22 protein-coding genes are annotated in these 20,811 nt (G+C 72.8%); 14 read left to right on the top strand and 8 right to left on the bottom strand.

Features of this window, described 5'->3' with window-relative positions; all coding sequences use genetic code 11:
- Positions 1-158 precede the first annotated feature (158 nt).
- From ACFT32_RS13495 to ACFT32_RS13465, 7 genes are all read left to right on the top strand, one after another.
- Positions 159-1,046, top strand: coding sequence for an STAS domain-containing protein (locus tag ACFT32_RS13495; protein WP_382488570.1), 888 nt, complete (start codon positions 159-161; stop codon positions 1,044-1,046).
- Entirely contained in the window at positions 1,043-1,462 is a 420-nt protein-coding gene (locus tag ACFT32_RS13490) for an STAS domain-containing protein (RefSeq protein WP_382488569.1), read from the top strand. Before ACFT32_RS13495 ends, ACFT32_RS13490 begins: the two co-directional genes overlap by 4 nt.
- The gene (locus tag ACFT32_RS13485; RefSeq protein ID WP_382488903.1) at positions 1,462-1,902 is read left to right on the top strand and encodes an anti-sigma regulatory factor; all 441 of its coding nucleotides are present in this window, start codon (positions 1,462-1,464) and stop codon (positions 1,900-1,902) included. Before ACFT32_RS13490 ends, ACFT32_RS13485 begins: the two co-directional genes overlap by 1 nt.
- Positions 1,902-3,299 (top strand): SpoIIE family protein phosphatase, encoded by a 1,398-nt coding sequence (locus ACFT32_RS13480; RefSeq protein WP_382488568.1) that lies wholly within the window; start codon positions 1,902-1,904, stop codon positions 3,297-3,299. The genes ACFT32_RS13485 and ACFT32_RS13480 overlap by 1 nt, the downstream gene beginning before the upstream one ends.
- Positions 3,296-5,026 carry a PP2C family protein-serine/threonine phosphatase gene (locus tag ACFT32_RS13475; RefSeq protein WP_382488567.1) on the top strand — a complete coding sequence of 577 codons (1,731 nt, stop codon included), beginning with the start codon at positions 3,296-3,298 and terminating at the stop codon, positions 5,024-5,026. The genes ACFT32_RS13480 and ACFT32_RS13475 overlap by 4 nt, the downstream gene beginning before the upstream one ends.
- A 231-nt stretch (positions 5,027-5,257) precedes the next feature.
- Entirely contained in the window at positions 5,258-6,631 is a 1,374-nt protein-coding gene (locus tag ACFT32_RS13470; protein ID WP_382488566.1) for an NAD(P)/FAD-dependent oxidoreductase, read from the top strand.
- Between the two features lie 83 nt (positions 6,632-6,714).
- On the top strand, positions 6,715-8,958 hold the full coding sequence (locus ACFT32_RS13465; protein ID WP_382488565.1) for an FUSC family protein: 2,244 nt from the start codon (positions 6,715-6,717) through the stop codon (positions 8,956-8,958).
- Positions 8,959-8,992: 34 nt separating this feature from the next.
- Here ACFT32_RS13465 and ACFT32_RS13460 read toward each other — a convergent pair whose 3' ends face one another.
- The 5 genes from ACFT32_RS13460 to ACFT32_RS13440 all read right to left on the bottom strand — a co-directional run bounded on the left by ACFT32_RS13460 (position 8,993) and on the right by ACFT32_RS13440 (position 12,226).
- Positions 8,993-9,427 carry a hypothetical protein gene (locus ACFT32_RS13460; RefSeq protein WP_382488564.1) on the bottom strand — a complete coding sequence of 145 codons (435 nt, stop codon included), beginning with the start codon at positions 9,425-9,427 and terminating at the stop codon, positions 8,993-8,995.
- 28 nt (positions 9,428-9,455) lie between these two features.
- Positions 9,456-10,295, bottom strand: coding sequence for a DUF1206 domain-containing protein (locus ACFT32_RS13455; RefSeq protein WP_382488563.1), 840 nt, complete (start codon positions 10,293-10,295; stop codon positions 9,456-9,458).
- A 168-nt stretch (positions 10,296-10,463) separates the two neighbouring features.
- Positions 10,464-10,697, bottom strand: coding sequence for a DUF5133 domain-containing protein (locus ACFT32_RS13450; protein WP_382488562.1), 234 nt, complete (start codon positions 10,695-10,697; stop codon positions 10,464-10,466).
- 29 nt (positions 10,698-10,726) lie between these two features.
- On the bottom strand, positions 10,727-11,590 hold the full coding sequence (locus tag ACFT32_RS13445) for a SigB/SigF/SigG family RNA polymerase sigma factor (protein ID WP_382488561.1): 864 nt from the start codon (positions 11,588-11,590) through the stop codon (positions 10,727-10,729).
- A gap of 201 nt (positions 11,591-11,791) precedes the next feature.
- Entirely contained in the window at positions 11,792-12,226 is a 435-nt protein-coding gene (locus ACFT32_RS13440) for an ATP-binding protein (protein ID WP_382488560.1), read from the bottom strand.
- A 273-nt stretch (positions 12,227-12,499) separates the two neighbouring features.
- Here ACFT32_RS13440 and ACFT32_RS13435 point away from each other — a divergent pair, with 273 nt between their 5' ends.
- The 3 genes from ACFT32_RS13435 (at position 12,500) to ACFT32_RS13425 (ending at position 14,997) form a co-directional block, all read left to right on the top strand.
- Entirely contained in the window at positions 12,500-12,721 is a 222-nt protein-coding gene (locus ACFT32_RS13435) for a hypothetical protein (protein WP_382488559.1), read from the top strand.
- Between the two features lie 69 nt (positions 12,722-12,790).
- Positions 12,791-14,269 (top strand): aminotransferase class I/II-fold pyridoxal phosphate-dependent enzyme, encoded by a 1,479-nt coding sequence (locus ACFT32_RS13430; RefSeq protein ID WP_382488558.1) that lies wholly within the window; start codon positions 12,791-12,793, stop codon positions 14,267-14,269.
- Between the two features lie 272 nt (positions 14,270-14,541).
- The gene (locus tag ACFT32_RS13425; protein ID WP_382488557.1) at positions 14,542-14,997 is read left to right on the top strand and encodes a cyclic nucleotide-binding domain-containing protein; all 456 of its coding nucleotides are present in this window, start codon (positions 14,542-14,544) and stop codon (positions 14,995-14,997) included.
- 13 nt (positions 14,998-15,010) lie between these two features.
- Here ACFT32_RS13425 and ACFT32_RS13420 read toward each other — a convergent pair whose 3' ends face one another.
- Both ACFT32_RS13420 and ACFT32_RS13415 read right to left on the bottom strand, forming a co-directional pair.
- On the bottom strand, positions 15,011-16,303 hold the full coding sequence (locus tag ACFT32_RS13420) for an MFS transporter (RefSeq protein ID WP_382488556.1): 1,293 nt from the start codon (positions 16,301-16,303) through the stop codon (positions 15,011-15,013).
- A gap of 83 nt (positions 16,304-16,386) precedes the next feature.
- On the bottom strand, positions 16,387-17,004 hold the full coding sequence (locus tag ACFT32_RS13415; protein WP_382488555.1) for a LysE/ArgO family amino acid transporter: 618 nt from the start codon (positions 17,002-17,004) through the stop codon (positions 16,387-16,389).
- Positions 17,005-17,073: 69 nt separating this feature from the next.
- Here ACFT32_RS13415 and ACFT32_RS13410 point away from each other — a divergent pair, with 69 nt between their 5' ends.
- On the top strand, positions 17,074-17,982 hold the full coding sequence (locus ACFT32_RS13410; RefSeq protein ID WP_382488901.1) for a LysR family transcriptional regulator ArgP: 909 nt from the start codon (positions 17,074-17,076) through the stop codon (positions 17,980-17,982).
- 10 nt (positions 17,983-17,992) lie between these two features.
- On the opposite strand, the gene ACFT32_RS13405 is transcribed toward ACFT32_RS13410, so the two are convergent.
- Entirely contained in the window at positions 17,993-18,700 is a 708-nt protein-coding gene (locus ACFT32_RS13405; protein WP_382488554.1) for a TetR/AcrR family transcriptional regulator, read from the bottom strand.
- 103 nt (positions 18,701-18,803) lie between these two features.
- Here ACFT32_RS13405 and ACFT32_RS13400 point away from each other — a divergent pair, with 103 nt between their 5' ends.
- The 3 genes from ACFT32_RS13400 to ACFT32_RS13390 all read left to right on the top strand — a co-directional run bounded on the left by ACFT32_RS13400 (position 18,804) and on the right by ACFT32_RS13390 (position 20,799).
- Positions 18,804-20,021, top strand: a complete 1,218-nt coding sequence (locus tag ACFT32_RS13400) for a saccharopine dehydrogenase family protein (protein ID WP_382488553.1) — start codon at positions 18,804-18,806, stop codon at positions 20,019-20,021.
- Positions 20,022-20,123: 102 nt separating this feature from the next.
- Positions 20,124-20,375, top strand: a complete 252-nt coding sequence (locus ACFT32_RS13395; protein WP_193478998.1) for a WhiB family transcriptional regulator — start codon at positions 20,124-20,126, stop codon at positions 20,373-20,375.
- Positions 20,376-20,448: 73 nt separating this feature from the next.
- Positions 20,449-20,799 (top strand): DUF488 domain-containing protein, encoded by a 351-nt coding sequence (locus ACFT32_RS13390; protein ID WP_382488552.1) that lies wholly within the window; start codon positions 20,449-20,451, stop codon positions 20,797-20,799.
- The last annotated feature ends 12 nt before the right edge of the window (positions 20,800-20,811 follow it).

The following is a 20,811-nucleotide window of genomic DNA, read 5'->3' as shown; positions in this document are numbered from 1 at the left end:
CCTCGCTCCGCGCTGCCCCTGCGGCGGATCGCTTGCGCCGGATCAGGTGTCGTACGAGGTCGGGGCATGGTTAGAGTTGTCGCCCGGCAAGTGTCCCCACGCCGTTCTCGTTTCCGAAGCGGGCTCGGTCGACGCAACGCGGATGAGGAGAGAACCAGGTGCCGGAGCACGAAGCGGACGGACAGCTCGCCACGCCCACCCGGGAGGTCAGGGACTTCCTGCACCGCCGGCGGGAACAGATCGCCCAGCGGTGGGCGGACGAGCACCTGTTCCGCACCGTGTTCACCGTCTCGCGCGACGAGGCGGTGGAGGCGGGCAAGGCCGTCGTAGACGCGCTGGCCCAGGTGGCCGACTCGGACCAGGTGGAGGACCCGGACGCCGCGGGGTTCAGCGGGGTGCGCGAGCAGCTGGCCCGGATGGGCGCGGCCCGTTCCCGTGCCGGGCTGTCCAACACCCAGGTGTCCAGCGAGCTGGCCGCCCTGCGGCCGCCCGTGGAGAATTTGCTGACCGCCGACCTGGAGCAGACCCCGCCGGAGCACCTGCGGGCGTGTTCGACGGCGTTCACCGTGCTGATGGGGACCCTGCGGCTGGTGGCCATGCAGACGGCGCTGAGCGAGTGGGAGGCGCTCAGCGACCGGCAGCGGCTGCAGCTGATGGAGGTGGCCACGCCCGTCATCCGGCTGTGGGACGGCATCGTGGCCGTGCCGCTGATCGGGACGCTCGACAGCGCTCGCAGCCAGGTGGTCATGGAGACACTGCTGGACGCCGTCGTCGAGCAGCACGCCCGGTTCGCGATCCTGGACATCACCGGCGTGCCCACGGTCGACTCGCTGGTGGCGCAGCACCTGATGAAGACGGTGGCCGCCGCGCGGCTGATGGGCGCCGAGTGCATCGTCTCCGGCATCCGTCCCGCCATCGCGCAGACCATCGTCCACCTCGGTCTGGACCTGGACGTGATCACCCGCGCGAACCTCGCCGACGCGCTGGGGTACGCGCTGCACCAGCTGGGCGCGGACATCGTGAACGCGGGTGCGGGACAGCGGTGAGCGACGCCTACCTCCGTCCCGTCCCGGGCCATGTGCCGGTCCTGCGGCTCGGCGACGTCCTCCTGGTCACGCTCCAGGGGGACCTGCACGACAGCACGGCGCAGCAGCTGGAACAGGACCTCGCGGAGACGATCTCCCGTACCGGGGTGCGCGGTGTCCTCATCGACATCTCCGGCGTGGAGATCGTCGACTCCTTCCTCGGCCGGGTGCTGGCCGAGATCGCCGCGCAGGCCAAGCTGCTGGCCGCGCGGACCGTGGTGGCCGGCATGCGCCCGGCGGTCGCCATCACCCTGGTGGAACTGGGGCTGACGCTGCCGGGGCTGCACACCGCGCTCAGCACCGAGGCGGGCATGCAGCTCCTCGCGCGGCAGACCCCGGTGACCCGTCCCGGCGGCCCGCGTCAGGAGAGTCCGTGATGCACACCGCCGCGGGCGTGGAGGCCTGCCTGCCCATCCGGTCGGACATGGACCTGGTGTGGGTGCGACAGCACGTGCGGCAGGCCGCGGCCCGGCTCGGCTTCGGCCTGGTGGCGCAGACCAAGCTGGTCACCGCGGCCAGTGAGCTGGCCCGCAACACCCTCGTGCACGGCGGTGGCGGGCAGATGCAGGTGACGCGGGTCAGCAGCGCGGGTGCGCGGGGCCTGTGTCTGGCCTTCACCGACGAGGGGCCGGGCATCGCCGATCTGGACCGGGCGCTCAGCGACGGCTACACCTCCGGCGGCGGGCTGGGGATGGGGCTGAGCGGCGCGCGGCGCCTGGTGCACGACTTCCACATCGACAGTACGCCGGGCGACGGCACCACCGTGCGGGTGACCTGCTGGGTCGCCCAGCCGCCGCGTCCGCGCGAGGAGGCCTGATGCCGCGCGTGTGGGACGTCCCGGTGCGCGACTCGACGCGGGTGCGCGACGCGCGGGTCGCCGCGGAGGACGCGGCCGCGACGGCCGGTCTCGACGAGCGGCGCACCGCGGCCGCCGCGCTGGTGGCGACCGAGCTCGCCACGAATCTGCTCAAGCACGCCGAGGGTGGTCAGGTGCTCATCGACGTAGTGGCGCCGCCCGTGCTGCGGGAGGGGCGTGAGGAGTCCCGGGCCGTGCAGATCGCCGCGATCGACCACGGTCCGGGCATTCCCGACGTGGCCGCGGCGCTGCGCGACGGTTTCTCCACGACGCGCTCGCTCGGCGCGGGCCTCGGCACATGTCTGCGTCTCGCCGACGACTTCGGCCTGCACAGCACGCCGGGCCGCGGCACGGTCGTGGTGGCCCGTGTGGGCGTCACGCCCCGCGGCGACGGCACACCCGCCGGGCCGGCCGTGCGGGTGTGGGCCGACGGGGCCTCGGGGAGCCGGGGCGGCCTGCCCGGGCCCGACACACCGGGCGGTACCGTCCCGGGGTGGTCCGGCGGCGGGGTTTCCGGCGTCGGGTCGTGGCCTTCGGGCGTGCCGGGAGGTCCTCCGGCAGGTGACCGGCCGGAGGTCGGAGCCATGGCGTGCGGCGGTCCGACGGGGCACGCGGCGGTGGCCGACGGCGTCCTGGAGCGCGAAGCCGGGAACGAACCCGAGAACGGCCCCTGGTCCCGGCAGGTCTCCGGTGCCCCGGGGCGTGAAGCGCGTCCCGGCCGGTCTGACGACAGTCCGGCGCCGGTCGCCGGTGTGCGGGCCGGAGGCGTGAACATCCCCTACGCCGGTGCCGAGTGCTCGGGCGACGCCTGGGCGTGGGTGCGGGCCGGGGAGCGGGTGACGCTGATGCTGGCGGACGGTCTGGGGCACGGTCCGGAGGCCGCTCGTGCCTCGTCCGCCGCGGTCGGGGCGCTGCACCGCTGGTCCCACCTCTCCCCCGCCGACGCGCTGCGGCGGCTGCACGACGCGCTGAAGGGCACCCGGGGCGCGGCCGTGGCCGTGGCCCAGCTCGACCTGCGGGCCGGGCGGCTGCGGTTCGCCGGCATCGGGAACGTGGGGGCGCGGCTGCGCACGGACGGCACCTGGCGCCACCTGCTGTCGCGGCCCGGCATCGTCGGGGTCCACCGGCCCGGCACCCTCCGCGAGGAGGAGGCCGACTGGAGGGACGACCCGCTGCTGATCCTGCACACCGACGGCCTGCCCAGCCGCTGGACGCCGACGGCCGACGGCGGGCTGCCCCCGGCCGACCCGGCCGTGACGGCCGCCGTGACGATACGTGACGCGAGCAGTCCCGCCCGGCCGGTGCGGGACGACACCGCCGTGGCCGTGCTGACTCCGACCCCGCCGGAACTCCCATGATGCGCACTTGGCAGATCACCACCGTCACCGATGCGGCACGCGCCCGCATCGCTCTCGCGCGCCTGGCCGCCGCTTACGGGGTGTCCACCGTCGAACGGACGAGGCTGGCCGCCGCCCTCAGCGCACAGCTGCGCCAGTGCCTCACCAAGGGCGGCACCTGGCTGCTCACCATGGACCTGGCCGGTTCCCCCGCCGAGGAGGGGCTGCTGCACGCCGTGGTGACACCGTCCCCGGACGCGTCCGCCGCGGCCGGGGAGCCACCGTGGGAGGTCACGGTCCCCTGTCCCGAGGCGGCCCGGGCCGGGGAGAGCGGCACCGTCGCGGACGACCCTGCCGCCCTCGCGGAGGCGCTGCTCGGCGCCGACGAGGACACGGCCGTGGTGCTGGACAAGCTCACCGAGCAGGAGGACCTGGTCTCCTTCCACCGTGAGGAGCTGCACCAGACGAACCAGGGCGTCCTGGCGCTGCACGCGGAGCTGGACGCGGCCGGGCGGGCCCAGCGCGAGGCGTTCGCCGCCGAGCGCAGCGCACGCAACGAGGCGGAGAGCGCCCGCCGCAGGCTGACCTTCCTCGCGGACGCGAGTGCCGTGCTGACGGCCTCGCTCAACCACGAGGAGATCGTGCGCCGGCTGCCCGACCTGCTGGTGCCGGAGTACGCGCGCAGCGTCGACATCTGGCTGTTCGACCACGAGGACGACCGGCACGGGTCGGCGCCGCATCCGGCCGCCGCCGTGGTCGCGGCCCGGACGGGCCGGCCCCAGTACGCCGCCGACCATCCGGGGGGCCTGCCCGGCGTCGAGGACCAGCCGCCGTCGGCGCTGGATCCCGGACGGCCGCTGCTGTGCGTCCCGCTGCCGACGCGGCGGGCGCCGCTGGGAGTCCTGACCCTGTCGCCGCCCGGTGCGCGCTGGGACCCGGACGACGCGGTGATGCTGATCGAGCTGACCCGGCGGGCCAGCATCGCGATCGACAACGCCCGGCGCTTCGAGCACAACCGCGACATCGCCGAGACGCTGCAGCGCGCCCTCCTCACGGATCTGCCGACGACGCCGGGCCTGAGCCTGGCCGCCCGGTATCTGCCCGCCACGCACGGGATGAACATCGGCGGTGACTGGTACGACGCGTTCCGCCAGCGGGACGGCGGTCTCATCACGGTCATCGGGGATGTGACCGGGCACGGGCTGCACGCGGCCGTCATGATGAGCCAGCTGCGCACCGCGCTGCGGGCGTACGCCGTCGACGGCGACAGCCCGGGCCGGCTGCTGACCCGGCTGCACCGGTTCCTGCACCATCTCCAGCCCGATCTGTACGCCACCGCCGTCATCGCGCGCTTCCACCCGGACGAGCCCACCCTGACCTGGGCCGCCGCGGGGCATCCGCCGCCGGTGCTGCGGCTGCCCGACGGGACCGTGCGCACGCTCGACGCCAAACCCGGCGCCATGCTCGGCATCCCTCTCACCCAGGAGATCGACGACCACACGGAGCGGGTGGAGCCCGGCTCGACGCTCGCGCTGTACACGGACGGGCTGGTCGAGCGGCGCGCGCAGGGCATAGACCCGGGTATCGGGCGGCTGGCCGCGGCGCTCGGCGGGTTCCGTTCCGCGGAGCTGGACGCGGATCTGGAGGGCTCGGCGGACCGGATCCTGCATCCGCTGCTGAGCGATTCCGAGCGCGACGACGATGTGTGTCTGTTGCTGTGTCATCTCCAAGGGGACGCCGCGTCCTGACGGCGCGTTCCGGCAGCGGCTCGGGGCGGCCGTGCCTTGCACGCGTTCTTCACTCCCGCCTGGTGCTTTTCGGCCACGGGGCGGGCATGGTGGTGATCGACGCGTTCGTCTGCCTGCCGCGTCCGACTGGCGTGCCGGCCGGACACACGGTGGGATCGAAGGGGTGCGAACCGGCGATCCATGGGCAGTCGAAAGGCGTTCGAGGCAGACCGCCTGGAGCCGCAGAAAGGGATGAACACCGTGACACGACCCAGGATCCTGGTGGTTGGCGCAGGCTTCGCCGGCGTGGAGTGCGTCCGCCGTCTGGAACGGAAACTCTCCCCGGACGAGGCCGACGTCACGCTGGTGACGCCGTTCGCCTACCAGCTCTACCTGCCGTTGCTCCCCCAGGTCGCCTCCGGCGTGCTGACGCCGCAGTCGATCGCCGTCTCCCTGCGCCGCAGCAAGAAGTACCGCACGCGGATCATTCCGGGCGGGGCCGTCGGCGTCGACCTGAAGTCCAAGGTCTGCGTCATCCGCACCATCACCGACCAGATCGTCAACGAGCCGTACGACTACATCGTGCTGGCCCCCGGCAGCATCACCCGTACCTTCGACATCCCGGGTCTGACGGACCACGCGTTCGGGATGAAGACGCTCGCCGAGGCGGCGTACGTCCGTGACCACGTCATCTCGCAGCTGGATCTGGCCGACGCGAGCCAGGACCCGGACGAGCGGGCCTCGCGGCTGCAGTTCGTGGTGGTCGGCGGCGGCTACGCGGGCACCGAGACCGCGGCGTGCCTGCAGCGCCTGACGCACGCCGCCGTGAAGCGCTACCCGCGGCTGGACCCGGGGCTGATCAAGTGGCATCTGATCGACATCGCGCCGAAGCTGATGCCGGAGCTCGGCGAGAAGCTCGGCAGCAGCGCGCAGGAGATCCTGCGACGGCGGGGCATCGAGATCTCGCTGGGCGTCTCCATCGCGAAGGCGGGCCCCGAGGAGGTCACCTTCACCGACGGCCGGGTGATCCCGACGCGCACGCTGATCTGGACCGCCGGGGTGGTCGCCAGCCCGCTCATCGCCACGCTCGGCGCCGAGACGGTCAAGGGACGGCTCGCGGTCGCCCCCGAGATGAACCTGCCGGGCAACGACGGGGTGTTCGCGCTCGGCGACTCGGCCGCCGTACCGGATCTGGCCAAGGGCGACGACGGCGCCATGTGCCCGCCCACCGCGCAGCACGCCCTGCGGCAGGGCAAGCACGTCGCCGACAACGTCATCGCGACACTGCGGGGACAGACGCTGCAGCCGTACGTCCACAAGGACCTCGGGCTCGTCGTCGACCTCGGCGGCACCGACGCGGTCTCCAAGCCGCTGGGCATCGAACTGCGTGGCCTGCCCGCCCAGGCCGTCGCCCGCGGCTACCACTGGTCCGCGCTGCGCACCAACGTGGCCAAGACGCGGGTGATGACGAACTGGCTGCTCAACGCGGTCGCCGGCGACGACTTCGTACGGACCGGGTTCCAGACCCGCAAGGCCGCCCGGCTGAAGGACTTCGAGTACACGGACGCCTATCTGACGCCGGAGCAGGTGCGGGAACACATCGACGGGACCGCTCGGCGGGACTAGACGGGGTCGAAGGGGAGCTTCCGATTCCGGCATGACATGCTGAGATGCGGATCTTGGTATGAGTCGGGAGAGAGTGCGGCGGAGTGAGGGCAGCAGGACGGTCGGTGTGGACAGGACTGCGGGACCGGATCGCGGCGAACGACCCCGGACTGCTGCGCCTGACGGCCGGGTTGCGGACCGTCGGCGCCATCGCGCTCACCCTCGCCGTGCTCAGCCTGTTCGGGGCCGATGTGCACCAGCTGGTGGCGGGGGCCATGGCGGCGATGGTCGCCACCTTCGCCATCCGGGAGAAGCAGCTCGGCCCCCAGGCCGTGACTCTGGCACTGGGGCTGCCGGTGGCGCTGGCCTCGGTGTCCCTGAGCGCGGCGCTCAACGCGCGTGTCTACGTCGGTGACATCTTCTTCGTCGTCCTGATCTTCTGCGCGGTCTACGGCCGCCGGTTCGGCGACCGCGGCACCGCACTGGGACTGATCGGCTTCCAGGTCTACTTCCTGTCCCTGTTCGTCGGCGTCACCGTCTCCTCGCTGCCCGCGCTGTGCGGCGTCATGGCCGTGGCGTTCTGCTCCAGCGCGGTGCTGCGCTTCGCGGTGGTGCCCGCGACGCCCACGGGCGTCCTGATGCGGCTGCGGCTGGCCTTCCGCGCCCGGCTGGCCCAGCTGGTGTCCGCGCAGCTCGACCTCCTCGACGCCGACGGGGACGAGATGGACAAGGCTCTGGACGCCGTGCGCGAGGGCACCGCGCGGCTGCACGAGACGGCGATGATGATCCAGGCGCAGCTGGACGAGGGCACCCAGGACGAGTCGGTGGCGCGGCTCGTGCAGCGCCGGGTCGCGGACGCGGAGATCGCCGCCGAGCGGCTCGGTCTGCTGCTGCTGACCGCCCGCACCGCCGAGCGTGCCGACACGCTCACCCTGCACCTGCCGGGCGCGCCCGCGCCGTCGCTGAGCGCGCCGGCGGTGCCGGACGAGGCCACCGCCACGCTCCGCCGGGATCTCCAGGCGCTGCACACCCTCGTGCTGCGGGCCGGGAGCGGCCATACGGGCACAGGGCTGGCCCACGTACGCAACCGGCTTCTCGGCTACCGGGACGAGGAGAACCTGCCGGCCGCGCCCGCCGCCGCCCAGGACGTCTTCCGGGGCATCGGCGAGTCGGCCCGCGCGGTCATGGGTCTGCGGATCGCGCTGGACGGCCCGCAGGACGAGTCGGACGACACCCCCGCCACGGCCCGCTCCCGCGAGGAGCTGGACGCCGAGGACGCGGCGATCGACGGCGGCGGCGAAGAGCCGACCGTAGAGGAGGAGACGGGTCTGCGGCGGCCCACCACGCGTGCCGCGGTACAGGTCGCCGTCGGCTCGACGCTGGCCATCGTGGGTGGCGAGCTGCTGTCCACACAGCGCTGGTACTGGGCCGTGCTGACCTGCTGGATCGTTTTTCTGAACACCGCCTCCACGGGCGAGATCCTCGTCAAGGGCTATCGGCGGCTGCTCGGCACGGTGTTCGGCGTCGTGGCCGGAATCGTGCTGGCGGGCCTGGTCGGGCAGCACACGTGGACGGCGTTCGCGCTGGTGCTGGTGCTGATCTTCGCGATGTTCTACTCGGCGCCGTTGTCGTACACGCTGATGTCGTTCTTCGTCACGGCGATGCTGGGGCTGCTGTACACGCTGCTGCACACCTACAGCCTCGACGTGCTGGTGCTGCGGGTGGAGGAGACCGCCCTCGGTGCGGCCTGCGGCGTGGTCGCGGCGGCGCTGGTCCTGCCGGTGCGGACCGACCGCCGTACGAACGAGCTGCTCGGCACCGTGCTGGAACGGCTGGCCGATGTCACCGAGGCGGCGGTCGGCCAGCTCAGCGGCGGGCCCGCGGACGAGCTGCTGGACAAGGCGCGTGACCTGGACCAGGCGCTGGCCGATCTGCGGGCCGCCACGCAGCCGCTGACCCACCCGGTCACGCCGCTGCGGGCCCGGCGCCACACGGCCCGGTACGTGGTGGCGCTGCTGGAGACATGCGCGTACCACGCGCGGACGCTGGCGGCGACCGCCGAGCTGCTGCCCACGCATCCCTCGATCGCGGCGGACCCGCGGTTGCGCGGGGCCGCGGCGCGCACCGTGCGCAACATCGGGACCATCGCGGCCCGGGTCGAGGACGAGCACACCGGGGCCCGGGTGGAGACGGGCCCGAGCATCGCCTCGCTGCTGGGCTCCGACGCCGGCACACCGCGCTACGGCCGGATCACCGACCGCGTGCTGCGGCACCTGGAGCGGCTGGACGAGGCCGTGGTGGGCCTGGCCCGGCCGCTGGGCGTGCCGGTGGCGGAACCCCGGGGCTGAGGCCGGTACCGCTCAGAAGTCCGGCCGGTACCGCTCAGAAGTCCGTGGGCAGTCCGCTCACCTCGGCGATGCCCCGGAGCTCCTCGGTCTGCTTGTGCCGTTCCTTGATGTAGTCGGCTATCTCGCCGAGGCGGTCCGGGTCGGACGCGGTGGTCGCGTCCGTGACGATCCTGACCGGGCCGGTGTCGTCGACGTCGAGTTCGACCACTTCGTTGTCCAGGCGGCCGGTGACGGCGGTGGCGATGACGAGGGCCACCTCGTCACGCACCTCTTGGGGCAGTTCGTCGCCGGCCCCTGAGTCGAGCGCGAAGTCGAGGCTGGACAGGCGCTCCTCGTCGATCGCCTCGAGGACGGGTTCCACCACGCGCATCAGGAGGCGGTAGTCCTCGGTGTCCATCCGGATGCGCAGGAGGTCCAGGTACATGTCCACGGGCCGGTCGTCGCCATGCGGAATCTCGGAATCGCTCATTGGCTTCGTGTTCCCCGCACGACGCGGCTCAGACGCGTCGCCAGCGGGCCATGGCGAAGGAGAACACTCCGAAGAGCACGAGCCCGGCCGCGACGCAGACCAGCAGCCAGGGGCCGAGCGGGGTGCCGGCGAAGGTGCGCAGGGTGTCGTCCAGGCCCTTCGCCTTGTCGGGTTCGTACTCGATCGCGGCGCGCACGGCGAAGACACCGGCCACGGCGAAGACCAGCCCGCGGGCGGCGCCGCCGGCCACGCCCGTGATGTCCACCAGCCGCCGGGTGCGGGGGCCCATCTGCCCGAGCCGGAGCTTGTCGTGGTACTTGCGCAGGACCGCTCGCACGCCGATCCACCCGCCCGCGGCGACGATCGCGACCCCGGCCGCGCCGACCAGCCACTGCCCGGCGGGCAGCTCCAGTGCCCTGGCGGTGGCGTCCCGGGACTGCTGGTCGCTGGAGCCGCCACCGCTCTGGTCACGGCTGGCCGCGAACGACAGCACGGAGTAGGCGACGAAGACGTAGAACGCGAAGCGGACTCCCGCCATCAGTCGCTTGCGGGCGCTGCGGCCGTCCTGTCCGACGGAGCCGAAGAACACCTCGGACAGCCGCCACAGGGCCATGCCGACCAGCCCGATGCCCAGGGCCCAGAGCAGCACCGCCCCGAACGGCTTCTGCGAGATCGCCGCCAGGGCTCCCCCGCGGTCGGCCTGCTCCTTGGTGTCGCCGAAGGCGATCTGCAGCGCGAGCGCGCCCACGAGCAGATAGATCACGCCCCGGGCGGCGAGTCCCGCCCGTGCCGCCCCCTCCGTCACCGAACCCCGTGCCGCCCGTCGGGCCCGGAACCGTCCGGTCTGTGCCAGCGCACTCGTGTTCATGTCGACCTCCCGGCGTTCCGGATGCCCCGGCTCGGCGCCCACACACCCGGCCGACCGCCGGACCAGCGCGTTCCGGCCCGGCCGCCCCGGGGACGCCCGGCCGTCGCAGGACGCGAAAGGGCCCGGCCGCGGCTGATGCCGTCGGCCGGGCCCCTGTTCCGCCCGTTGTCAGGTGGCCAGGGCAGCGGTCTCCCGGGCCGGTGCGGGTGCGGTCGCGAGCCACTGGTGAGCGACTTCCAGGGCTCGCCCGACATCCCGGGTGCCGGTGGACACGCACAGCGTGTACGCCAGGTCGCGTGCCCGCGGGGTCTGCGCGCGGGCGTGTGCGGCCTCGACGGCCGGCACCAGTGCCTCGTACTCGTCGACGAGGCGGCGCAGCACCGCGGGATGGGGTCTCAGCATGTGGTTCTCGCTCCTCGTGGGTCGGATGGTCAGGCCGTCGTGGAGGTGCCGCCGCTGTCCCGGGCGCCCGCCCGCTGCCCCATGGCCTCGTCGCGCACCCGGGCGCAACTGCGGCTGATGAGGCGGGAGACGTGCATCTGGGAGATGCCGAGGTGGTCGGCGATGCGGCTTTGCGTCATGTCCTCGAAGAAGCGCATGTAGAGAATGGCCCGTTCGCGTTCCGGCAGGCGGCGCAGGCCTTCCTTGGCGGACTCGCGGTCGACCACGACGTCGTAGGAGGCGTCTGCCGCGCCGAGGGTGTCCGCGAGGCTGTAGCCGTCGTCGTCGGCCGAGAGCTCGGCGTCCAGCGACAGGGTGCTGAAGCTCTCCAGCGCTTCGAGCCCGGCGCCGACCTCTTCCTCGGTCAGGCCGGTGCGGGCGGCGAGGTCCGCCACGGAGGGCTCGGGGCTGCCCGGGTTCTGGGTGAGTTCACGGCGTGCCACCCGCACCTTGTTGCGCAGTTCCTGCACCCGGCGGGGGACCCGCAGGGCCCACATACGGTCCCGGAAGTGCCGCTTGACCTCGCCGGTGATGGTGGGGACGGCGTAGCTCTCGAAGGCTCCCCGGCTCGGGTCGAACCGGTCGACGGCCTTGACCAGCCCCAGGGCCGCCACCTGCTTGAGGTCCTCGAGCGACTCTCCGCGCTCGCGGAAGCGGCCGGCGATGCGGTGGGCCATGGGCAGCCACAGCGTGACGAGCTCGTCACGGACGGCCTCCCGCTCGGGGCCCTCCTCCAGTTCCGCCAGCCGGGTGAAGAGGGCCGCGGTGTCCGGGGCGTCGTCGTGCCGCCGCCGAGTGGCGGTGGTCGTGGTTCCGGGCGTGTCGGGGCGGTTCGTGGGCGTGTCGATGAGCATGCGGATTCGCTCCTGACAACGGTGATTTCAGGGTCTACCGCAGGAAGGTCGCTGCCCGGATCGCCTGGAGGGCCTCCGGGGCAGCCATACCGCTCCCGCTGGCGCGCCTCCGGTCCGAAGCACGAGATTGCGACTGCCCTGCCCCCGGTGGAACAAACTCCACTTTGCTGTGCAATCTGCCCGGGAGCCGGCAACCGGGTTTCAGGCGAGGGGTACGACGGCGGTGATGCACTTGCCGCCTGCAGGCAGGTCCGCGACGCGGACGTCGCGGGAGAGCCGGCACACGATGGGCCAGCCGTGGCCCCCGTGCCGCAGCCGTCCGTGCGGATCCACGGGCGGCGCGGTCACGGGCAGTTCGTCACTGCGGTCGCTCACCGACACTCGCACGCCGGGGCCGTCGACGTCGACCCGGAAGTCGGTGACGCCGCCGCCGTGCAGGATCGCGTTGGTCGTCAGTTCCGAGACGACGAGCAGCGCGTCGGAGAGGGCGTCCGCGTCGCACGGGGTGTGAGTGGTGCGGCAGCGTTCGGCCACGGCGCGCTCCACGGCCCGGCGCGCCTCAGCGGGTTTGCACGGCCGGTCCCGGTCCGCGCCGAGCGGCCCGAGTACGGATTCGATCATGTGCTCGTCGCACATCCTTCAGCTCCCTGGTCGGTGAAGACGGAAGCCGGGTCCGGCCCGCGTTCCGCGGCCGCCCGCACGGGCACGCCTGGGGCTCACGGTGCCCGCTGCTTCCTTCAACCTCCCGCGGCGTTCGGGGCGCGCACCTCGCGAGCGCCGCGGGCCTCTTCTCTTCGGCTGACCTCTCCCCGCACCTGCAAACCTCCGGTCCGCCTACTCCTGCCGAAAAGCGCCCGAACGGCCGCCGGTCGGTGCCATCTCGGCGCATTGCGTGGGTAGGCGGGGTGCATGACCGATGTGGTGGACTCCGACGAACTGCTGCGGCGCATCCGGCGCGCGAGGACCTGCGCGGTGCGCGAGGAGCGGACGTGGCGGGCCAGGAGTGAGGAACTGAGCGCGACCGACCCGAAGGGGGCCAGGGACGCGACCGTACGAGGAATGTCCTACGAGGCGGTGGTCACGGTGCTGGACGAGATCCTGACGCCGGGCAAGCACAGTACGGAGGGCTGACCGGGAGGGTCCCTACCCCGGAGCGGACAACGGCCGATTGCGAGGGGACGCGCCGGGAACCCGGTGCCGATGACAGTCGATCACACCCGAGCACCGGTTCTGGAAGCCCTGGACGAGTACCGCCGCAAAGGGCATCTGTCGTTCACGCCACCGGGGCACAAACAGGCGCGGGGCGCCGATCCGATGGTCCGGGAGGTCCTCGGTGACGCGGTGTTCCACGGCGACGTGCTGGCCTCGGGGGGTCTGGACGACCGGCTCACCCGGGGACGGGTGCTGCAGCGGGCACAGGAGCTGATGGCCGACGCGGTGCACGCCGAGCACACGCATTTCAGTACGTGCGGCAGCTCCCTGTCGGTGAAGGCGGCCATGCTGTCGGTCGCGGGGCCGCACGAGAAGCTGCTGATCGGGCGTGACGCGCACAAGTCGGTGGTGGCGGGGCTGATCCTGTCCGGTATCGAGCCCGTCTGGGTCGACCCCCGCTGGGACGCCGAGCGGAAACTGGCCCATCCGCCGTCCGCCGAGGACTTCGAGCGGGCGTTCGGGGCCCACCCGGACGCGCGGGGCGCGCTGGTCACGAGCCCCACACCGTACGGGGGTTGCGCGGATCTCCGGGCGGTCGCCGAGGTGTGCCACCGGCGTGCGCGGCCGCTGATCGTGGACGAGGCGTGGGGCGCGCATCTGCCGTTCCACCCCGATCTGCCGTCCTGGGCGATGGACGCGGGCGCGGACATCTGCGTGACCAGCATCCACAAGATGGGCAGCGGCCTGGAACAGGGCTCCGTCTTCCATCTGCGGGGCGACCTGGTCCCGCCGCAGCTGCTGGGGATGCGCGCGGACCTGCTGGGCACCACCAGTCCGTCGGTGCTGATCTTCGCGGGTCTGGACGGCTGGCGGCGGCAGATGGCGCTGCACGGCGAGGAGCTGATGGGCGGCGCGCTGGCTCTCGCGGCCGAGGTCCGGTCCGCCGTCGAGGAGATCGACGGGCTGCACGTCAACGACCGGCGGGACTTCTGCGGCCCGGGGCTGTCCGACGACTTCGACCCGCTGCCCGGCGTCATCGATCTCACCGGGCTCGGGATCACGGGCTTCCAGGCGGCGGACTGGCTGCGCGAGCACCGGCGCATCGACGCGCATCTGGTGGACCACCGCCGTATCGGCATGCAGATCACCCACGGCGACGACCGGGAGACGACCGGGCAGCTGCTGGAGGCGCTGCGCGATCTCGCCGGGGCCGCGCGGGATCTGCCCCGGGCGCCGCGGGTGGAGGTGCCGTCGCCGGCCGAGCTGCGGATGGAGCAGGTGGTGCTGCCCCGCGACGCGTTCTTCGGCCCGGCCGAGGACGCGCCGGTGGGCGAGGCGGCCGGACGGGTCGCGGCGGAGATGATCACGCCGTATCCGCCCGGCATCCCGGCCGTCCTCCCTGGTGAGCGTCTCACCGAGCCGGTGCTGGCGTATCTGCGCACCGGGCTGGCGGCGGGCATGCACCTCCCCGATCCCACGGACCCGGAGCTGGATACCGTCCGTGTCCTCGCCGACGGCGCGCGGTGACTCCGACGTGAAACGGGTCACCCGACCCGGCCTGGGGTGCACGCACACCCTCTGGATGGTTTATCGTTCATTCATACGTGATGACGGGGTCGAACCCGCGTTCCTCCGTCCGTCACCGCTAACGGCCCTGGCTGGTCTCCCCCGTCCAGCCAGGGCTTTTTCATGCCCGGAGAAAGTTGCCCACGCCGAGGTGCCCGAGGCCCCGCCAGCGGCTGAAATGGGCGTAGGGAGAAAGCACCGGTAGTCGACCGCCCGGCGAGGAGCTCCGCGTCATGACCAAAGCGATCAAACTCCTGACCGCCCTGCCTCCGCCCCAGCGGCAGCGTCTGATGGCGCTCGCGCGGGAGGTGTCCTTCCCCGAGGACACCCGCATCTTCGAGGCGGGCGGCGCGGCCGACCGCTTCTGGGTCATCCGTTCCGGTGCGGTCTCCCTGGATCAGGAGGTCAACTCCCTGCAACGGGTCACCGTGGCCAGCCTCGGCGCGGGCGACCTGCTCGGCTGGTCCTGGCTGTTCCCGCCGCACACCTGGGACTTCGGCGCGGTGGCGTTCAGTCCCGTACGGGCCTACGAATTCGACGCGGCGGCCGTGCTGGAGCTGTGTGAGGAGGACTCCCAGCTGGGTCTGCTGCTGGTGCGATCGGTGGCCGAGGTGCTCGCGCACCGGCTGGAGATGACCCGCGGCAAACTGATGGAGCAGTACACACTGCACCGGCGAGGAGCACTGTGAGCGCTGTGAGACCTCAGACGCGGTAGCGGCGCAGTGCCGGTACCGCGGCGGCCAGGGCCAGCATCACGGCGACGACCAGCAGGCCGCCGCCCGTGACGGCGGTGCGGGGGCCGAAGGCGGAGCCCGCCGTGCCGTGCAGTACGTCGGCGAGGCGCGGGCCGCCCGCCACGACGACGGTGAAGACGCCCTGCATGCGCCCGCGCATCTCGTCGGTGGCGGCGGACAGCAGGATCGCGCCCCGGAAGACCATCGAGACCATGTCGGCCACACCGGCCAGCGCGAGGAACGCCACCCCGACCCACAGACTGCCGCTCAGCCCGAAGCCCGCGATGGCCGCACCCCACGCGACCACCGCCCCGATGACCATCCAGCCGTGCCGGCGCGCCCGGGAGAAGGTGCCGGAGAACAGTCCGCCCAGCACGGCGCCGATGGGGATCGCCGCGAACAGCAGGCCCAGCGCGAGGCCTTCGCCGTACGGCGCGTAGGTCTGGGCGGCGAGCTGCGGGAACAGGGCGCGCGGCATGCCGAGGACCATGGCGATGATGTCGGCGAGGAACGACAGCAGCAGCACGGTGTGCCCGGAGATATAGCGGAAACCGGCGGCGATCTCCCGCACGCCCGCGCGGCGCTTGCCCGTGCCCGCCAGGGGCGGCAGCGACGGCAGCCGGTACACCGCCCACACCGTGACGCACAGGGCCAGCGCGTCGATCAGATAGAGCTCGGGCAGGCCGATCACGGGGATGAGGGCGCCCGCGAGCAGCGGACCCGCCACCTGGCCCGTCTGCATCACGGTCGAGCCGAGGGCGCCCGCCGCCGGCAGTTCGTCCTCGGGGACCAGCCGGGCGATGGAGGCGGTGCGGGCCGGTGCGTTCAGGCCCCAGAAGGCCTGCTGCATCGCGAGCAGCACCATGAGCGCGGCCACCGACTCCAGACCGGCGAAGGCCTGGAGCCAGAACAGCACCGAGGTGACGGCGATGCCGCTGTTGGTGATCAGCAGCAGCTTGCGCCGGTCCATGCTGTCGGCGATCGCCCCGCCCCACAGCGCGAACACGACCAGGGGCACGAGGCCGGCGAGGCTCGCCGCGCCCACCCAGGCCGAGGAGCCGGTGATGTCGTAGATCTGCTTGGGCACGGCGACCGCGGTGAGCTGGCTGCCGACGGCCGTGACGATGGTCGAGCCCCACAGCCTCCGGTAGGCGGGGCGGCGCAGGGGGCGGGTGTCCATGGCCCAGCGCCGCCAGCCGCGGCGCGGGGGTGCCTCCGGCACCGGATCCTGCTCTTGTGTCCTGCTCTCGCTCGTGTCCACTCGCCGCTTCCTGGATGCTCGCTACAGCTACCCGGCCGGGGATCACTATTTCACCAGCCGCCGAGCGGCCCGAAGCCGAGGTGTCAGCTTCCGGCGATGAGCGCGGCACCGAGCACGATCATGGTGGCGGCGAGCACGCCGTCCATGACGCGCCAGGCGGCGGGCTTGGCGAGGTGACGGCCGAGCAGCCGGGCGCCGAAGCCGAGTGCGGTGAACCAGCACAGGCTGGCCAGCACGGCGCCGAGACCGAACGTCCAGCGCAGCGTGCCGTGGTCGGCGGCCACGGAGCCCAGCAGGAACACGGTGTCGAGGTAGACGTGCGGGTTGAGCCAGGTCATCGCCAGGCAGGTGAGCACGGCCCGGCGGCGTGATCCGGCCGCCTCTCCCTCCGCCCGGAGGCCGCCGTCGCCCGGCCGGAACACCCGGCGGGCGGCCAGGGCGCCGTAGCAGAGCAGGAACGCGCCGCCGATCCAGCCGACCGCCGTCAGCGCGCCCGGCCACGCCACCACCACCGCGCCGACGCCGCCGACCCCGAGCGTGATGAGGGCGGCGTCGGACAGGGCGCAGATGCCGACGACGGCGAGGACCGCCTCGCGGCGGACCCCCTGGCGCAGGACGAAGGCGTTCTGGGCACCGATGGCGACGATGAGGGACAGTCCGGTGCCGAAACCCGCGGCCGCGGCGGTGAAGGTGCTGGTCATGACCTTGACGCTACGGACGGACCCGGCTCAGGTACAGCTAAAGATTCTTACGTATCATTAGGGCACGTGATGACATCGGTGATGCCGGACCTGCCTCTGGACCAGGTGCGGACCCTGCTCGCGGTCGTGGACGAGGGCACCTTCGACGCGGCGGCGGCCGCGCTGCATGTGACACCGTCGGCGATCAGCCAGCGCGTGAAGGCGCTGGAGCAGCGCACGGGGCGGGTCCTGCTGCTGCGGACCAAGCCGGTGCGGCCCACCGAGTCGGGCGAGGTGCTGGTGCGGCTGGCCCGCCAGGTGGCTCGGCTGGAGCGCGACGCGTACGCGGAGCTCGGGCTGAGCGGTACCGGCGAGCCGACCCGGGTCTCGGTCGCGGTGAACGCGGACTCGCTGGCCACCTGGTTCCTCGGGGTGCTCACCCGCGTACCGGAGGAGCTGCGGCTCTACTTCGAGCTGCGCCGCGAGGACGAGGACCACACGGCGGCGCTGCTGCGGGAGGGGGTGGTGATGGCCGCGGTGACCTCGTCACCGGACGCCGTGCCGGGCTGCTCGGTGCGCTCCCTCGGGCGGATGCGCTACCTCCCGGTGGCCGCGCCGGACTTCGCCGCGCGCCACCTCGGCGGCCCCCTGGAGCAGGTGCTGCTCGACGTGCCCGTCGTGACCTTCGACCGGCGGGACGACTTCCAGGACGGCTTCGTCCGCCGGCTCACCGGGGGACGGAGCGGCGCGAGCGCGCTGCGGCACTACGTGCCGACCTCGGAGGGGTTCGTCGACGCGGTGGCCGCCGGGCTGGGCTGGGGCCTGGTTCCCGAGGCCCAGGCGGACCCGCTGCTGCGCACCGGCCGGCTCGTGGGACTCGCCTCGGGCCGACCGGTCGACGTGCCCCTGTACTGGCAGCAGTGGAAGCTCGACTCGCCGGCGCTGGCGCAGGTCGCGGAGACGCTGACGGCGACCGCCGCCGAGGCGCTGCGCAACTGAGGCACGGCCCCTACTCCCCCACGCCGTCCAGCTGCGTCGCCGCGCTGTCCAGCAGCATCTCCAGGGCCGTCGGATAGGCGCTGGTCAGCATGCGAGTGGCGAGCAGGGGTGCCGCTTCCGCGATGCGGGGATGGGTGGTGGCGGGCAGGCGGGCGTACGTCGAGCGCCACATCTCCTCGTCGGCGTGCAGTGAGGCACGGGGCAGCGCCAGCGAGGCGGCGTCGAGTGCGGCGAAGGCCAGTGTGGTGTCGACGAAGGCGTGGTAGATCCGCACCGCGTCGGGCAGCGGGAAGCCCGCCGTGCGCAGGAGGCCCAGGACCGCCTCGTCGGCCGCGAGTTCGTGGGCCCGGCCCGAGACCCGGCTGGCGGTGAGCACGGCCGCCTGCGGGTGCGCCACGTACGCGGCGTGGATGCGCAGCCCGACGGCCCGCAGGTCCGCCCGCCACTCCCCCGTCGGTGCCCAGCCGCCGAGCGCCTGCCCGATCAGCGCGTCGCCGATGGCGAGCGTCAGGTCGTCCATGCCCCGGAAGTACCGGTAGAGCGTGCTCGGGTCGGCGTCCAGGGCCAGGCCGAGCCTGCGGGCGGTCAGTCCGGCGCTGCCGTGTTCGTGCAGCATGCGCAGCGCCGTCTCGACGATCAGCTCCTCGGACAGCACGGTGCCGCTCTTGGTGGGCCTGCGCCGGCGGCGTTTCTCCTCCGGCACCACGGGCTTCGGCACGACGGCTCCCTCCTTATGCCAACGCCATTGACCTTAAGCCAGACGGCGGCGTTTCATCTCCTCAAGGGCCCTCCACGTTCTTCGCAAAAAGGGAGTTTCTGACATGCGTGTACTGCTCGTGGGCGCCGGCGGTGTGGGCGGCGCGATCACCCGGATCGCGGCCCGGCGGCCGTTCTTCGAGGCGATGGTGGTGGCCGACTACGACCCGGCCCGGGCCGAGGCGGCGGTCGCGGCACTCGGCGGCGACGCGCGGTTCACCGCCGAGCGGGTGGACGCCGGCGACGAGGCGGCGGTGGCCCGCCTGCTGGCACGGCACCGCTGCGACGTCCTGCTCAACGCCACCGACCCCCGCTTCGTGATGCCCCTGTTCCGCGCGGCCCGCGCCGCGGGCGCCACCTATCTCGACATGGCGATGTCGCTGTCCCGCCCGCACGAGGAACGGCCGTACGCGGAGTGCGGCGTGAAGCTCGGCGACGAGCAGTTCGCCGAGGCGGCCGACTGGGAGAAGGAGGGGGTCCTGGCCCTCGTCGGCATGGGGGTGGAGCCGGGCCTGTCGGACGTCTTCGCGCGGTACGCCGCCGACGAACTCTTCGACGAGATCGAGGAGATCGGCATCCGGGACGGAGCGAACCTGACCGTCGACGGCTACGACTTCGCGCCCTCGTTCAGCATCTGGACCACCATCGAGGAATGCCTCAACCCGCCGGTCGTCTACGAGGCCGACCGCGGCTGGTTCACCACCGCGCCCTTCAGCGAGCCCGAGGTCTTCGACTTCCCCGAGGGCATCGGCCCGGTCGAGTGCGTCAACGTGGAGCACGAGGAGGTGCTGCTCGTCCCCCGCTGGGTCGACGCGCGCCGCGTCACCTTCAAGTACGGTCTGGGCCGGGAGTTCGTCGAGACGCTGAAGACGCTGCACCTGCTGGGTCTGGACCGCACCGACCCGGTGACCGTGCCGGGGCCGGACGGCCCGGTGGCGGTCTCACCCCGGGACGTGGTCGCCGCGTGCCTGCCCGACCCGGCGACCCTGGGCGAGCGGATGCACGGCAAGACGTGCGCGGGCACCTGGGTGCGGGGTGTCAAGGACGGGAAGCCGCGCGAGGTGTACCTGTACCACGTGGTCGACAACCAGTGGTCGATGAAGGAGTACGGCAGCCAGGCCGTGGTCTGGCAGACCGCCGTCAACCCGGTCGTCGCGCTCGAACTCCTCGCCACCGGCGCCTGGTCCGGCACGGGCGTGCTCGGCCCGGAGGCGTTCCCGGCCGGCCCGTTCCTGGACCTGCTGACGGCCTACGGCTCGCCCTGGGGCATGCGCGAGCAGTGACCGGTTGGCCGGGAGGCGTTGTTTCACGAGGCATCGACAGGTGACCCGAAAAGGAGTAAGCATCCGAACGGGCACGTTTCTACTGTGATGCAGGTGACTTCGATGGACAACTGGCGAGACCACGCTGCCTGCCGGCACGAGGACCCCGAGCTCTTCTTCCCGATCGGCACGACGGGACCGGCCCTGCTGCAGACGGAGCAGGCCAAGTCGGTGTGCCGGCGCTGCCCCGTCCAGGACGAGTGCCTGCAATGGGCCATGGACACGGGGCAGTCCATCGGGGTGTGGGGCGGCACGAGCGAGACGGAACGGCGTGCGCTGAAGCGGCGCGCGGCAGCCCGGCGCCGCTCCGGCTGACGTCCCGTCCGGCCGTTCGGTGCGGCCGGGGTTACTCTCACGGCAGACCCGTCCGTCACAGAAGGGGCCGGCCATGAGCGTGCGCGTCCGCCGTGTCTACGATCCGCCTGAGCCGGGCGACGGGACACGTGTCCTGGTCGACCGGCTGTGGCCGCGCGGGCTGTCGAAGGACGCGGCCCGGGTGGACGAGTGGCCGAAGGCGGTCACCCCGTCGACGGAGCTGCGCCGCTGGTACCACACGGGCGAGGCCTCCTACGAGGAGTTCGCCGCGCGGTACGAGGCGGAGCTCGCCGGCGACGAGGCCGCCGAACTCCTCGGCCGGGTGCGGGACCTGGTCCGCAAGGGTGACGTAACTCTGCTGACCGCGTCCAAGACGCCGGAACAGAGCCACGCGACGGTACTGGCCCGCCTCCTCGAAGGCTGAGGAGGCGGGCCG

This window comes from Streptomyces sp. NPDC057002, assembly GCF_042673825.1.
GTDB lineage: Bacteria > Actinomycetota > Actinomycetes > Streptomycetales > Streptomycetaceae > Streptomyces.
The sequence above is the reverse complement of the archived record's forward strand: the minus strand, read 5'-3'. Positions and strand labels throughout refer to the sequence as shown.